The sequence below is a fragment of the Pseudomonas sp. AB39(2026) genome, assembly GCF_059831485.1.
This window is the reverse complement of sequence record NZ_CP195212.1, coordinates 3973141-3986454: the sequence shown is the minus strand read 5'-3', so window position 1 is coordinate 3986454 and position 13314 is coordinate 3973141. Positions and strand designations below refer to the sequence as shown.

At 60.1% G+C, this 13314-nt stretch carries 15 protein-coding genes; 4 read left to right on the top strand and 11 right to left on the bottom strand.

Annotated features, from left to right (window positions below; translation table 11 throughout):
• Nucleotides 1-3 precede the first annotated feature (3 nt).
• Entirely contained in the window at nt 4-717 is a 714-nt protein-coding gene (locus tag ACSAMW_RS18290; protein ID WP_500591489.1) for a YiaD family glycine zipper/OmpA-like lipoprotein, read from the bottom strand.
• A 248-nt stretch (nt 718-965) separates the two neighbouring features.
• Here ACSAMW_RS18290 and ACSAMW_RS18285 point away from each other — a divergent pair, with 248 nt between their 5' ends.
• Nucleotides 966-1622: a polysaccharide lyase family 7 protein gene (locus tag ACSAMW_RS18285; RefSeq protein WP_500591488.1), complete on the top strand. Its 657-nt coding sequence runs from the start codon at nt 966-968 to the stop codon at nt 1620-1622.
• Nucleotides 1623-1755: 133 nt separating this feature from the next.
• Here ACSAMW_RS18285 and pstB read toward each other — a convergent pair whose 3' ends face one another.
• The 6 genes from pstB to ACSAMW_RS18255 form a co-directional block, all read right to left on the bottom strand.
• The gene (gene pstB, locus ACSAMW_RS18280; RefSeq protein ID WP_168082553.1) at nt 1756-2529 is read right to left on the bottom strand and encodes a phosphate ABC transporter ATP-binding protein PstB; all 774 of its coding nucleotides are present in this window, start codon (nt 2527-2529) and stop codon (nt 1756-1758) included.
• Nucleotides 2529-3374, bottom strand: a complete 846-nt coding sequence (pstA, locus tag ACSAMW_RS18275; protein ID WP_500594072.1) for a phosphate ABC transporter permease PstA — start codon at nt 3372-3374, stop codon at nt 2529-2531. The genes pstB and pstA overlap by 1 nt, the downstream gene beginning before the upstream one ends.
• 26 nt (nt 3375-3400) lie before the next feature.
• Nucleotides 3401-4396, bottom strand: a complete 996-nt coding sequence (gene pstC, locus ACSAMW_RS18270; protein ID WP_500591487.1) for a phosphate ABC transporter permease subunit PstC — start codon at nt 4394-4396, stop codon at nt 3401-3403.
• Between the two features lie 69 nt (nt 4397-4465).
• Entirely contained in the window at nt 4466-5479 is a 1014-nt protein-coding gene (gene pstS / locus ACSAMW_RS18265) for a phosphate ABC transporter substrate-binding protein PstS (protein WP_500591486.1), read from the bottom strand.
• A gap of 186 nt (nt 5480-5665) precedes the next feature.
• The gene (locus tag ACSAMW_RS18260) at nt 5666-7399 is read right to left on the bottom strand and encodes a DUF1302 domain-containing protein (RefSeq protein WP_500594071.1); all 1734 of its coding nucleotides are present in this window, start codon (nt 7397-7399) and stop codon (nt 5666-5668) included.
• Nucleotides 7400-7499: 100 nt separating this feature from the next.
• Nucleotides 7500-8129 carry a LysE family translocator gene (locus ACSAMW_RS18255; RefSeq protein ID WP_168082561.1) on the bottom strand — a complete coding sequence of 210 codons (630 nt, stop codon included), beginning with the start codon at nt 8127-8129 and terminating at the stop codon, nt 7500-7502.
• A 97-nt stretch (nt 8130-8226) separates the two neighbouring features.
• On the opposite strand from ACSAMW_RS18255, the gene ACSAMW_RS18250 reads away from it, so the two are divergent.
• The 3 genes from ACSAMW_RS18250 to ACSAMW_RS18240 all read left to right on the top strand — a co-directional run bounded on the left by ACSAMW_RS18250 (nt 8227) and on the right by ACSAMW_RS18240 (nt 11060).
• Nucleotides 8227-9192, top strand: coding sequence for a 2-hydroxyacid dehydrogenase (locus tag ACSAMW_RS18250; protein ID WP_500591485.1), 966 nt, complete (start codon nt 8227-8229; stop codon nt 9190-9192).
• A gap of 46 nt (nt 9193-9238) precedes the next feature.
• Nucleotides 9239-10237: a methyltransferase gene (locus ACSAMW_RS18245; RefSeq protein WP_500591484.1), complete on the top strand. Its 999-nt coding sequence runs from the start codon at nt 9239-9241 to the stop codon at nt 10235-10237.
• 238 nt (nt 10238-10475) lie between these two features.
• On the top strand, nt 10476-11060 hold the full coding sequence (locus tag ACSAMW_RS18240) for a TMEM165/GDT1 family protein (RefSeq protein WP_168082567.1): 585 nt from the start codon (nt 10476-10478) through the stop codon (nt 11058-11060).
• 228 nt (nt 11061-11288) lie between these two features.
• On the opposite strand, the gene ACSAMW_RS18235 is transcribed toward ACSAMW_RS18240, so the two are convergent.
• From ACSAMW_RS18235 to ACSAMW_RS18220, 4 genes are all read right to left on the bottom strand, one after another.
• Nucleotides 11289-12110 carry a M48 family metallopeptidase gene (locus ACSAMW_RS18235; RefSeq protein WP_500591483.1) on the bottom strand — a complete coding sequence of 274 codons (822 nt, stop codon included), beginning with the start codon at nt 12108-12110 and terminating at the stop codon, nt 11289-11291.
• 102 nt (nt 12111-12212) lie between these two features.
• Nucleotides 12213-12833 carry an SOS response-associated peptidase gene (locus ACSAMW_RS18230; RefSeq protein WP_500591482.1) on the bottom strand — a complete coding sequence of 207 codons (621 nt, stop codon included), beginning with the start codon at nt 12831-12833 and terminating at the stop codon, nt 12213-12215.
• A gap of 15 nt (nt 12834-12848) precedes the next feature.
• On the bottom strand, nt 12849-13109 hold the full coding sequence (locus tag ACSAMW_RS18225; protein ID WP_500594070.1) for a putative signal transducing protein: 261 nt from the start codon (nt 13107-13109) through the stop codon (nt 12849-12851).
• Nucleotides 13109-13291, bottom strand: a complete 183-nt coding sequence (locus ACSAMW_RS18220) for a CPXCG motif-containing cysteine-rich protein (protein WP_500591481.1) — start codon at nt 13289-13291, stop codon at nt 13109-13111. The genes ACSAMW_RS18225 and ACSAMW_RS18220 overlap by 1 nt, the downstream gene beginning before the upstream one ends.
• Nucleotides 13292-13314 lie beyond the last annotated feature (23 nt).

Genomic DNA, 13314 nt, shown 5'->3' with positions numbered 1-13314 from the left:
CGGTTACTGGGCCGGTTGCTGATACTGCTGGCCCGGGATGGGCTTGAGGTTCACTTCTACCCGGCGGTTCTGAGCACGGCCATTGGCGTCGGCGTTGCTAGCGATAGGCTGATCCGGCCCGGCACCCCGCACACTCAGGCGTGAAGCGTCCACGCCCTGGGAGCTGAGGTACGTGCTCACGGCCTGGGCCCGTTGCAGGGACAGGTCCATGTTGTGCTGTCGCGCACCGGTGCTGTCCGTATAACCCACGATTTCAATAGTGTTCTCATTGAACTGCTTGAATGAACCGGCCAAGTTATTCAGCGGTGCGTAGAAACTTGGGGCAATAGCCGAAGAGTCCGTACCGAAAGTGATGTTACCCGGCATGATCAGCTTGATCTGATCCCCTTGGCGCTGCACTTCAACGCCTGTATTGGCCATGCTTTCACGCAAGGCTTTTTCCTGACGGTCAGCGTAATAGCCATAGCCTGCCGACGCCGCACCCACCACCGCTGCGCCGATCAGTGCGCCCTTGCCACGGTGATTGTGATCGATGGCCGCGCCTGCTACTGCACCTGCCAGCGCACCCAAGCCGCCATACTTAGTAGTGTTGCTGACGCCTTGGCCAACCTGCCCCTGGCTGGCCTGCCCCTGTTCTGCATAGGGGTTTTGGCCGGCACACCCTGACAGCAGGGCAAGGGTGGTGGCGGCGATGATCAGGCGGCTGGGGGTAAGCATGGCGAACTCCTGGAAACATGAACAAAAACAAGCGGCGTAGGCCAATTTGAGCGCAAAGGCGGGGATGAATTCCAATGACATTTGTTTCACCGTCTTTCTTCGACGGCCGTGCCGCTTATCAGAATGCCATCAAGCCTTACCGGACCGTGCCGTTAACCAGACCGTAGCGCCAATGGACGGCACGATACTGCTACGCCTGCTGGCTGAAACACCTCCTGCACGAGGGTCGGCCCTTACGAGCTTCTACCATGATCGACCTGACCCTCTGGAACCTTACGCTTCCAATCGAGACACCTGCACTGACTATTGCCACGGCAGCCCTGCCGCGCTTGCAGACCTCCTATTTCACCAACACCGGTGACAAGATCGTGTTCTGGGCGCCGGTCACAGGCTCCCATGCTGGCAACAGTGATTTCCCGCGTACCGAGCTGCGGGAAACGTCCATTGACGGCAAGGCCAAGAATTGGCTGTACAGCAGCGGAACCAACACCCTTAAAGGTACGCTGTCGGTCAACCAGGTGCCGTCTACAGGCCGTGTGGTGGTGGCACAGATCCACGCTAAAAACGCTACGGCGCCTTTGCTTAAGGTGGTGTACCGCTATGCCAACGGCACCGGCAATATCGACCTTGAGTACCGGGTAAACCCTGGCGATGTCAAAAGCCCGGTGGCCTATACCCTGCCCAATGTGCCCTTGAACAAAGCCTTCGCCTACGCCATTCAGATGAACAAGCAAGGCAAACTGACGGTACTGATCAACAACATCGGCTCGCAATTCCAGTTGGCGCCGAGCTGGTACGGGTACGCGTTCTATTTCAAGGCAGGGGTGTACACACTGGACAACGTGGGTTCAACGACCGAGGGCGGAAAAGTGACCTACACGCGGCTGGACGTCAGCCACCTTTGACGGACCGCTTGCTGGCTGCTCCCCTGTATGAAGCGGGCAAAGCCCGCGAACAGCCCGCTAAAACCGTTTAAAAGAATGCGGGCCTGGCGCTTTTGCCACACAACATGCCTTTAATGGCCCTGCATCCAAAGCACTAACCAAACCGACCGGTAATATAATCCTCGGTCTGCCGCTTGTTGGGCTTGGTAAAAATGGTATCCGTGTCGCCGTGCTCGATCAGTTCGCCCATGAACATGAACGCGGTGTAGTCCGAACAGCGCGCTGCCTGTTGCATGTTGTGGGTCACGATGATCACCGTGAACTGTTCCTTGAGTTCGGTGATGAGCTGCTCGATGCGCCCGGTGGAGATCGGGTCCAGGGCTGAGGTCGGCTCGTCCAGTAACAGCACCTGCGGGCGGAGGGCAATGGTACGGGCGATACACAAGCGCTGTTGCTGACCACCGGACAGGCTTTGCGCGCTTTGCTTGAGCTTATCTTTCACCTCGTCCCACAGCGCAGCGCCTCGCAGCGCCTGCTCTACCCGCTCTTCCATTTCCCGCCGGTTCAGCCGCTCATGGTGCTTCACGGCATAGGCGATGTTGTCGAAAATCGACATGGGGAACGGCACAGGCTTCTGGAACACCATGCCTACGTGGCTGCGCAGGCGGTTCATAGAATAGTTGGGCGCCAGGATATTCTCGCCATTGAGCAGCACTTCGCCGCGTGCTTCCTGCTTGGGGTACATGGCATAGATGCGGTTGAACACGCGCAGCAAGGTGGATTTGCCGCAACCGGATGGGCCGATGATGGCCGTTACGTGCTTTTCAGGAATGTCCATGTTGATGGACTTGAGCGAGCGGTTGTCGCCATAGAAAAACTCGAGGTCGCGCACCTGGATCTTGGTTCGTTTCGGGGCGAGATTGTTCATCAGTTGGACCTGTCGCGCAAAAGGATAAGGCGGGAAATCAAGCTAAGCATCAGCACGAACATAGTCAGCACCAGTGCGCCGGCCCACGCCAAGGCATGCCAGTCGTCAAAGGGGCTCATGGCGTACTGGAAAATCACCACCGGCACACTGGCCATGGGCTTCAAGATATCGCTGCTCCAGAACTGGTTACCAAAGGCGGTGAACAGCAAGGGCGCGGTTTCTCCCGTGATGCGGGCCAATGCCAGCAGCACACCTGTAACCACACCGGCGCGGGCCGCGCGCAATACGATCTGCAGCGTGAGCTTCCACTGGGGAACGCCCAGCGCCAACGCCGCTTCACGCATGGTGGAGGGTTGCAGTTGAAGCATTTCATCTGTGGTGCGCACCACTACCGGGATCACCAGCAACGCCAGGGTGAGCGCACCTGCCAGGGCCGAGAACCCTACCCGGTGGTTGGTCAAGGCGCTCACCGGCAGAATGAACGCGGTGTACACGAACAGCCCCAGCACAATCGAAGGCGCCGACAACAAGATGTCATTAATGAAGCGTACGGCGATGCCTAGGCGGGTATGGCGCGCAAATTCGGCCAGCCACACACCTGCCATCAGGCCAATGGGCGTACCGATGGCCAATGCAATCAACGACATCAAGGCGCTGCCGTAGAAGGCGTTGGCCAAGCCGCCTGGGCTGCCTGGCGGCGGTGTCATTTGGGTAAACAGGGCGGTGCCCAGGGCCTGGAAACCGTTGGCCAAGGTTGTGAATAGAATCCACACCAACCACAACAGCCCGAACAGCGTAGCGCCACAACTGAGCACCATGGCGAGCCGGTTCTTGAAGGCACGCATCCGGTACAGGTTTTCGTTGGACGTACTCACAGGCCCTCCTTGCGCGACAGGCGCATCAGCATCAGGCGGGCAATGGCCAGCACAATGAAGGTTACGACAAACAGCAAAAAGCCCAAGCCGATCAGCGAAGAACGGTGCAGGTCGGTATAGGCCTCACTGAATTCGTTGGCGATGACCGAGGCGATGGAGCTGCTGGGCATTAGCAGCGAGGCCGACAGCTGGTGGGCGTTACCCAGCACGAACGTAACGGCCATGGTTTCGCCCAAAGCGCGCCCCAGGCCCAGGAATACCCCGCCCACAACGGCGGTACGGGTATAAGGCAGCACGATGTCCCAGACCACTTCCCAGGTGGTGCCACCCAAGGCGTAGGCCGACTCCTTCAGGGCCACTGGCACGGTGCGGAATACCTCATTCATGACCGAGGTAATAAAAGGAATGATCATGATGGCCAGCACGATACCCGCCGTCAGCGTACCGATACCCAAAGGCGGCCCTTGGAACAGCAGGCCTATGCCGGGAATAGCGCCCAGGTTGTCATTGATCCACGGCGCCAGGTGTTCGGCCATGAAGGGGGCGAACACGAACAGCCCCCACATGCCGTAGATGATCGAAGGAATGCCAGCCAGCAGTTCGATGGCTGAGGCAATGGGCATGCGCAGCCAGGGCGGCGCTACTTCGGTTAGAAAGATGGCTATGCCAAAGCTCACCGGTACAGCGATCAGCAGCGCCAGAAAGGAGGTGACTAGTGTTCCGTATACAGGGACTACTGCGCCAAACTTGCCCGCGACGGCATCCCAATCCGTGGTAGTCAGAAAATCCAGGCCAAAGGTTCTGAAGGCTTCACTGCCGCCCCACAGGGTTGAACCGGCGATGCTGGCCAACAGGAACAACACCAGCATGGCGGCGCCGCGCACGGTGCGGCGGAACCATAGGTCGTGGCGTTGATCCCGTGCCGCACGGGCCTCGCTTTCGCTGTGGCGGTCGGCGGTCATGTTGGTGAGCACGTGAGAATTGTCGGTCATCGGTAGGGCCACTCATGGCAAATCCCCCGAACCGCCAGAAGCGGATCGAGGGATGGCTTCGGGTTGCGGTTACTTGGCGAACTCGGACTGCCAGTAGCCTTCGATGCGTTTCACTAGGCCTTCTGGCAGTGCGACGTAGTCCAGGGAAGCGGCCTGCTCCTGGCCTTTGTCCAGGCTCCACTTGAAGAAGTCGAAGGCTGCTTTGCTCTGCTCAGCGTTCTTCGGCTGCTTGTACATGATGACCCAGGTGGTAGCAGCGATCGGCCAGGCGTTGTCACCTGGGGCGTTGACCATCAGCAGGTTGAAGTCTTGTGCGCTAGCCCAGTCAGCCGTATCGGCAGCGGCCTGGAAGGTTTTCATGTCAGGGGACACGAACTTGCCTGCGGCGTTTTTCAGTTGGGTGTAGTTCATCTTGTTGGTCTTGGCGTACGCGTATTCCACGTAGCCGATCGACCCCTTGATCTGCTTCACGTAGGCTGCAACGCCTTCGTTACCCTTGCCGCCCACGCCTACCGGCCACTGCACGGTGCTGCCAGCACCGGCTTTCCACTCACCGCTGGCTTTCTGCAGGTAGTTGGTGAAGTTGAAGGAGGTACCCGAGCCATCCGAACGGTGGACCACCGTAATGTTGGTGGCCGGCAGGTTTACCCCTGGGTTGAGGGAAGCAATGGCAGGGTCATTCCAGGTTTTGATGGTGCCCTGGAAGATCTTGGCCAAGGTGTCGCCATCCAGTTTCAGCTTGCCTTCCTCAATGCCTTCCACGTTGATGACAGGCACGATGCCACCGATGACCACGGGGAACTGGCCCAGGCCGCCGGCTTTGAGGTCGTCAGCACTCATGGGCGCGTCGGAGGCACCGAAATCCACTGTGGCTGCTTTGATCTGCGCGATACCGCCACCTGAACCGATCGATTGATAGTTCACCCGGTTAGGGCTGGCCTTGGCGTAGTCCTGGCTCCACTTGGACAGCACAGGGAAGACGAAGCTGGACCCCGCGCCCGTGATGTCTGTCGCATGGGCAATGCCCGAAAGGCACATCGAAGCCAGCAAAATCGTTAGGCGATTTTTGGTCAGCAGTTTCACGGCAACACCTCTGTTGGGGTCCGTGGAGTCATTCCACGGGAGTTGGCCGTGCTGATTTAAAGCTTTGAATGTGACCTTTTGATGACAATCTCTTTAAAACGTGGCAATAGGACATTGCCTTGCCCGGCCTTGAGCGGCTACCGAAACTGGCCGGGGTATAGACACTATTTGCAGGTAGTCAGGCGGTCAGAACTGCATGCCCACACCCATGGCTACAAAGTCCCGATCGTCTACGGTGCTGTACTTGCCATCAAAGAAATTGGTGTAGTACAGGCTGGCGGTATAGGTGCTGAGGTAGTTGGCCTCCAGGCCTACGCTGATGGCCTTGCGACCCTCCTCAAAGTTGCCCCCGGGGCCAGGCGAGTAGCCGTCTACGTCCTGTGACCACGCCACGCTGGGCTTGAGGTTAATGCCAGCGATGGCGTTGTTGAAGTCCCAGGTGCCTCGAACCCGGTAACCCCAGGCATTGGCTGTGGTGAAGCCATCGCTCTCACAGTAGCGGCCCACATTGCCAAGTGCTGCACCGCCCAGCAGGCCGGCATTAAGTGCCTGGCACTGACCATTGGGCAGTGGGCCGAACCCATAGCTGGGGTCACGACCATAACGCTGCGCCGAAGTACTCTCCAACCCCCCGACATGGGTCCAGCCCACTTCGCCTACCAGGGTAAAGCGATCGGCCCCCATTACTTGATCGAACACTTGGGTGAGGGTTGTCTGGAACTGGGTGATCTCCTTGCGCCGATAGCCAGGCTGGTCTCCATCAGGCGAGCCCTGGGCTGGGGCCAAGCCTGCATAGAGGATGTCTGTGGTATTGACCTGTACCGGCGCGTTGGGCCGGTAGCTGAGTTCACCACGCCAGGCCGTGCCCGTGGGTAGCGTGGTCGAGAAGCTCAGCCCGTAGAGGTGAATGTCTTCCGGGTACTCTACGTAATAGCTGCCAGTGTCGCCGCCTGCGCGGCCGCTGAAGATAGGCTGGCGGCTGTGGTAGTTCATGTAATAGGCACCAAACTCGGTGTTCAGCGGTTCGAAGGTGTAGTGCAGGGCCAGGCCGAACTGGCCACTGTCACGCGCGTCGCGGTCTGCACCGCGGTGCACCAAAACGCCTTCGTTGCTGGCCACAGAGCGGTTCAGGCCGGCTGAAGTACCTGGCACCACCAGATTATTGCTACAGCCGTCTGCCAACACGTCCGACTGGGAGAAGAACGTGCCGCAGTTATCCACAACGCTCTGGTCCCACTCCAACTGATAGAAGCCTTCAGCGGACAGGTTGTCGGTCAGGTTCTGAGACAGGTAGAACAGGTTCGCCGGGACCAGCCCCTGCTTGATCTCTATGCCTGGCCGGCGGAAGGCGGAGACGTCGATGGGGTTGATGCTGTCGATGCCATTGCCGATGAATGTGCTTTCACCCCAACTGACCACCTGCCTGCCCACGCGAACGGTACCGGGCAAGTCACCCACGCTGTAGTTGTGATAGACAAAAGCGTCCAGCAGTTGGGTGCCCGAGGACCTGGCCGCTGCCTTGCGCCCTGAATCACTGATGGGTTTGAAAGGCCGGTCTTCATCCTTGAGTTCGAAGTCGTACCAGTATTTGCCGCGTAGAAACACCCCGGTATCGCCATACTTGAGCTCAAGGCCATGAATACCCTCCAAGCGCTTCGAGAAGGCATCGCCTCGCTTGAAGTTGAGCCGCCCATCGTCAGACCATTGCGAAAGCCCTCGCCCACCGTTGCTGGCACCTATCAAGTGTTTGTCCGGGTTGGCGGTGGACCAGGCGGTGCTGACTGAAAGCGAAGAGTCAAACTGACCTTCGACTTCACCGATGTTGAAGCTGACCGCCAACACAGGGGTAGCAAAGGACGAGGCAAGGCCGACCGCCAGTGGCAGCCTGCCCCGCTGCCAGAAGAAACGGAAGGGAATCATTGACACGGCTACTCCTTGAGTAAGGCGCCTGTTACGCCGGCTGGGTTAGTGCATCGGTATACCCGGCGGCAACAGGGCAAGGGGTGCAAAGCGTAAAGGATCAGTGCACTTCACTGAGTGCGATCTTGACGCCCAGCGCAATCAGCACCGCCCCCATGACACGGTCAAACCAGTGCCCGATACGGGCGAAGCCTGCACGGACGCGGTCGTAGCTGAACAGGCGCGCCACCATGCAGAACCAGGCAGCAGTGGCAATGGCCAGGTATACGCCGTAGGCGGCTTGCACGATCAAAGGGGTATGAGGGTTGATCACTACGGTGAACAACGACAGAAAGAACAATGTGGCCTTCGGGTTCAGGCCGTTGGTCATGAAGCCAGCAACATAAGCCTCCCGAGGCGTGCGTACCTGGGTGGCGGCCTGCACCTTGGCCTGCCCTTCAGCGGCCGGGCCAGCGCGCAATGCCTTGAAGCCGATGTACAGCAAGTAGGCGGCAGCGAGCCACTTGAGCACGTTGAACAGCACAATCGATTGAGAAACGATCAGGCCGATGCCCAGCAATGAATAGCCCACATGCAGAAAGATGGCCGACCCTACGCCAAGCGCCGTCCATGTTCCCGCACGGCGGCCATGGGTGACGCTTTCGCGTACCACCACGGCAAAATCCGGGCCTGGGCTGGCAACCGCCAGCAGGTGGATGGCAGCTACCGCCAGAAACTCGCTCCAGTACATGTGCACTCCCTTTAAAAGATGTAACGAGCCGATACAGCGGTTACCTTAACGTTTCGATGCTCGACCTGACAGCCACTTACTTGCCTAGAGGCCTCTGATGACCCTTTCCCGCCGTGCTGTTTTCCTTGACCACCAAGCGTTGGGCCTGGACGACCTCGACGTTGCGCCGCTTCACCAAGCGTTCGACGCGCTCACGCTGCACCCCGGCACAACGCCACACGACGTTGCCAGCCGACTGGCAGGTGCTCAGGTCGCAATCACCAACAAGGTGACACTGGACGCCGCTACGCTGGCCCGCTGCCCTGACCTGAAGCTGATACTGGTGAGTGCAACAGGGGTCAACAACGTGGACCTTGCCGCAGCCTTGGCCCATGGCATCACGGTCTGCAATTGCCAAGGCTACGGCACCCCTTCTGTGGCCCAGCACACCCTGATGCTATTGCTCGCCCTGGCCACACGCCTGCCTGACTACGAACGCGCAGTAGCCGATGGCCAATGGCAGCGTTCTACGCAATTCTGCCTGCTTGATTACCCCATCATGGAACTGGAGGGTAAAACCCTAGGGCTGCTAGGGCATGGTGAGTTGGGCAGCGCCGTGGCGAAACTGGCCCAGGCCTTTGGCATGCGGGTGCTGGTGGGGCAACTGCCGGGGCGCCCGGCTCGACCCGACCGCCTCCCGCTTCAAGCGCTGCTGCCGCAGATAGATGCCCTTACCTTGCACTGCCCACTCACCGACCATACCCGGAACCTGATTGGCGCGCCTGAACTGGCGCTGCTCAAACCAGGCGCCCTGCTGGTGAATACCGCGCGCGGCGGCATTGTTGACGAGCAGGCACTGGCGGCCGCACTGCGCAGCGGGCACTTGGGCGGAGCGGCGACTGATGTACTCACGGTAGAGCCGCCTGTGGAGGGCAATGTCCTGCTGGATGCCAGCATCCCCCGCTTGATTGTGACGCCTCACAGTGCATGGGGCAGCCGGGAAGCGCGGCAGCGGATTATCCGGCAACTGAGTGAAAACGCCACAGCCTACTTCGCGGGTACACCGCTGCGGGTGGTCGGGTAACCCACCCGGCTCTGGTAAACTCGGCGTCTTTGCTCAGGAGTACGCCATGGACCCGCGCAGTGAAGTGCTGCTTCGCCAGGCCCATTTGTTCGAAGGCCGTGTGTTGCTGGCTGGCTTGCCGGCTGATGGCCTGCTCGATAAATTGCCCCACGCCACGGGCTGGAGCTGGAACGCCGCCGACCATGCCGGCCTGGCTACCCGTTACGCTGAACGTACAGGTTTCGGCGTTCATCCCCCTGAAGGCGACTTCAGTGCCGCCGTGCTGTTCCTGCCCAAGGCCCGTGAGCTCAGCGCTTATGTGTTGAATACCCTGGCCAGCGGGCTGGAAGGGCGACCCCTGTTTCTCGTGGGCGAAAAGCGCGGCGGTATCGAAGGCGCGGCACGCCAGCTAGGGGCATTCGGGCGCGCACGCAAGCTGGACAGCGCACGCCACTGCCAGCTATGGCAGGTTGATGTGGAGCAGGCGCCCGCCAGGCCCGATCTGCACAGCCTCGCCCAGCGCTTCACCTTGGAGGTAGACGGCACCACATCGCTTGAAGTGGTCAGCCTGCCTGGCGTCTTCAGCCACGGCAGGCTGGACCGTGGCACGCGCGTGCTGCTGGATCACCTACACAACCTCAAACCCGCTCACCTGCTGGATTTCGGCTGCGGTGCCGGCATTCTGGGCGCTGTGATCAAGCAACGCTACCCACAGGCCGCCGTCACGTTACTGGATGTGGACGCTTTCGCCATCGAGAGTGCCAAGCTGACACTGGCGGCCAACGGGCTGGAGGGGCAACTGATCTGTGCTGATGGCATTGATGCAGCCCCCCACGGCCTGAGCGCTATCATCAGCAACCCGCCCTTCCATACAGGTGTGCATACCGACTACAGGGCCAGCCAGGCACTGCTCGAACGCGCTGTGCAGCACTTGGCCCAAGGGGGCGAAATACGCTTGGTGGCCAATAGCTTCCTGCGTTACCAGCCTCTGATTGAAGCCCACCTGCGTGATTGCACGGTGATGGCAGAGGATAATGGTTTCAGAGTGTACCGGGCCGTACGGTAAGGCTTGCGAACAGCCGTCAAGGAAGGCAGAATCCGCTCCGTCCTAGGGGAGTAGTCTCCGCGAGCTCATGCTCACTGGCATGCGTCAACATACTTGGCCCTCAGGCCATGGCGCTGCGACCCCCGTGCCCACCTGCGGCACCGGCCGGTTTGACAAGACCTATGACACGTTCACCTCACCCGGGGCGGGAAGGTAGTACGTGTCATAGCCGTGTTGACCCGCCCCTGTAGGAAGCCTGATGCTCGAATCCCTGCTTGTCCCCACCGGTGTAGTGGCCCTAGCCGAAATCGGTGACAAGACCCAACTGCTTGCCCTCATTCTTGCCGCGCGTTTCCGCAAGCCTTGGCCCATCATCGCTGGCATTGTGGCTGCCACCCTGGCCAACCATGCCGCTGCGGGTGCCGTAGGCGCACTGGTCAGCAGCTATTTGTCCGATACCGTGCTGCATTGGATTCTTGCAGCGAGCTTCACCGCTACGGCGCTCTGGACCCTCGTGCCCGACAAGATCGATGATGACGAAACCCGTACCGGCAAAGTACACGGTGCGTTCGTGACCACATTGATCGCCTTCTTCCTGGCCGAAATCGGCGACAAGACCCAGGTCGCAACGGTGATGCTGGCCGCCCAATACCCACACCTGCTACTGGTGATCCTGGGTACCACCTTGGGCATGCTGGCAGCCAACGTCCCTGTGGTACTGGCTGGCAACTTCGCCGCCGAAAAACTTCCGCTCGCGCTTATCCGTCGGCTGGCCGCCCTGTCATTCTTTGTACTGGCCGCCTTCGCGGTGTATGAGGCAATGAAGGTCAGTGGGTGGGTGTAACAGTTCGTCCGCTGCGCCCGCACTGCGCGAACTTCCACACCGGACCATGCCGAGGCCATGACCTGCTGTGGGACCGGTCGTAGCCAAGGCGAAGGCCGGGAACCTGGGTGCATGCGGTTAGGTGGCTGACAACGTTCGTCCGCTACGCGAACTCCTACACGGAACCGGGCCGAGGCTATGACCTGCTACAAGGCCGGGAACCTGGAGGCGCTGCGATGAGGCAGTTTCTCAACCTTTCTTTGCCGCCTGGTACAGGGGTTCTACCTTGGGAATGGCAGCTTGCAAGGCGGCGATACGGTTGCCACTGGAAGGGTGAGTGCTGGTGAACTCAGGCGGTGCGTTGCCGGCTTCGGCGGCGGACATCTTCTTCCACAACGTGATCGCCGCATTGGGATCGAAACCGGCCCGCGCGGCAAGCTCCAGGCCGATCAGGTCGGCTTCGTTCTCGTTGGCACGGCTGTTGGGGAGGGTAAGGCTGTATTGCACCACTGTATCGGCCAATGCCAGGCTGTCCTGCCCCAACCCTAACAGTGCGCCCGCACCTGTTCTCGCCATCTGAACGCCATAGGCCTTGGACATGGCTTCGCGCCCGTGTTCACGCAAGGCATGGGCAATCTCATGGCCCATTACGGCAGCCAGTTCATCATCGGTTAGCTTCAGCGTATCGATAATGCCCGTATAGACGATGATCTTTCCGCCAGGGCCGCAGTTGGCATTGAGCTCATCGCTTTTGATCACGTTTACCTGCCAGTCCCACTGGGCAGAGTCTGGGCGAAGTTTCGGTGCTTGGGCGATCAGCCGGTCGGCAATACCCTGGACCCGCTTGGCCTCGGCACTGCTCTTTTCCAATACGCCTTTGCTGGACGCCTCGGTCAAGGTTTGCTGATAAGACTGTGCATACATCTCGTTCACCTGCGCAGTGGACAGCATGCTGAACATGTACTGCTTGCGCTCCACACCTACGGCGTCACCGCTGGTGGTGTTGACGGCTTGGCATGCACCTAGCAGCAAGGTGCTGCTCAAGGCCAAAGTGGCAAACGGCTTACGCATTGGAGGCTTCCTGTAAGGGGCAGGCCAGCAATGCTAGCAGTTATGTATCGAGCCGGACACAAGGGCGAGGCGCCGCTAACCGCCAAGCTTGCTATCGTTAGGTCATGCAGGCGTAAGGCACTCCGGCGCATTGAGGGCGGGGTCGTTCACCAGGTGTGCCAAAGGGCGCTCCATCAACGCGGTGGGCGGCTGGGCCAGCAGCGAATGCAACACCGGCAGAGGTGTTTCAAGGTTGAGCCAGGCAGCCTGCCCTGCGGCATCGAGCATTAGCGGGCGGCGTTGGCTGGCGGCGGCCTGGGTCACGATGGCCATGCTCAGCCATACCTGTTCCTGCACAGGGAACGCTTCCCAGATCGCCGCGAAATACAGGAACGACCCCTGCGCCGGTGTGAGCCAGTAAGGGCGCTTACGTACATCCCCGCGCCATTCGTAGAATCCATTGGCTGGGACAAGGCAGCGACGAGACGCAAACGTGTCCTTGAACATCGGCTGTTCCACCAAGGTTTCGGCGCGGGCGTGGGCGGGGGTACGAGACAGGTCGGTGAGCCAAGGCGGGGTAAGGCCCCAGCGTGCCATATCAAGCTGGCGACCTTCGCCGGCCTGGCGCTCGATCAGTACCCGCTGGCCGGGCGATATGTTCCATTGCGCACGGTGCCCGGCAGGAAAGCCTGGCAACGCCGCAAAGGCCGGTGCCCAACGGAACAACGCATAACGACCACACATGGAGAAGGCTCCAGCTCAACACAGCAAACTGCCAGGGTAACTGTCCGGCGCGTCGGCCGGCAGCACAAACGCAGCATTGTACGCATCGATCAGGGCACGTGCCCGTTCTGCCTGTGCATCCTCGATCAACAGGGCCAGCAGCCCCAGCGCAGGCAACTCCCCTACCCCACCCACCAGATGACGGCCACTCAAGTGCGCAGCGATGCCTTCGCTGCCCAGCATGCTGATCAGCAGTTCGGCCTCCAGCAGGCTTTCCGGCTCATAGACGCGACGCATCATTCATTCTCACTGCGAACATCCAGTGACCATTCGGTGCCATCGGTGTACAGGCTGAAATTCAGCGGCCTGCAGCACACCGGGCAATCCTCTATATAGTGCTGGTCACCGCCAGACAGGTCGAGTACAGCCTCCACCGGTTCGCCGCAGCAAGGGCATTGGTAACGCTCGGTCTCCAGCATCAGGCCACCTCTACAAGTTATGC

Excerpts from the sequence above, each read along its gene's own strand:
- ACSAMW_RS18290 (WP_500591489.1), bottom strand. The coding sequence starts at position 717 with ATGCTTACCCCCAGCCGCCTGATCATCGCCGCCACCACCCTTGCCCTG.
- ACSAMW_RS18285 (WP_500591488.1), top strand. The coding sequence starts at position 966 with ATGATCGACCTGACCCTCTGGAACCTTACGCTTCCAATCGAGACACCT.
- pstB (WP_168082553.1), bottom strand. The coding sequence starts at position 2,529 with ATGAACAATCTCGCCCCGAAACGAACCAAGATCCAGGTGCGCGACCTC.
- pstA (WP_500594072.1), bottom strand. The coding sequence starts at position 3,374 with ATGCGTGCCTTCAAGAACCGGCTCGCCATGGTGCTCAGTTGTGGCGCT.
- pstC (WP_500591487.1), bottom strand. The coding sequence starts at position 4,396 with ATGACCGACAATTCTCACGTGCTCACCAACATGACCGCCGACCGCCAC.
- ACSAMW_RS18260 (WP_500594071.1), bottom strand. The coding sequence starts at position 7,399 with ATGATTCCCTTCCGTTTCTTCTGGCAGCGGGGCAGGCTGCCACTGGCG.
- ACSAMW_RS18255 (WP_168082561.1), bottom strand. The coding sequence starts at position 8,129 with ATGTACTGGAGCGAGTTTCTGGCGGTAGCTGCCATCCACCTGCTGGCG.
- ACSAMW_RS18250 (WP_500591485.1), top strand. The coding sequence starts at position 8,227 with ATGACCCTTTCCCGCCGTGCTGTTTTCCTTGACCACCAAGCGTTGGGC.
- ACSAMW_RS18245 (WP_500591484.1), top strand. The coding sequence starts at position 9,239 with ATGGACCCGCGCAGTGAAGTGCTGCTTCGCCAGGCCCATTTGTTCGAA.
- ACSAMW_RS18240 (WP_168082567.1), top strand. The coding sequence starts at position 10,476 with ATGCTCGAATCCCTGCTTGTCCCCACCGGTGTAGTGGCCCTAGCCGAA.
- ACSAMW_RS18235 (WP_500591483.1), bottom strand. The coding sequence starts at position 12,110 with ATGCGTAAGCCGTTTGCCACTTTGGCCTTGAGCAGCACCTTGCTGCTA.
- ACSAMW_RS18230 (WP_500591482.1), bottom strand. The coding sequence starts at position 12,833 with ATGTGTGGTCGTTATGCGTTGTTCCGTTGGGCACCGGCCTTTGCGGCG.
- ACSAMW_RS18225 (WP_500594070.1), bottom strand. The coding sequence starts at position 13,109 with ATGCGTCGCGTCTATGAGCCGGAAAGCCTGCTGGAGGCCGAACTGCTG.
- ACSAMW_RS18220 (WP_500591481.1), bottom strand. The coding sequence starts at position 13,291 with ATGCTGGAGACCGAGCGTTACCAATGCCCTTGCTGCGGCGAACCGGTG.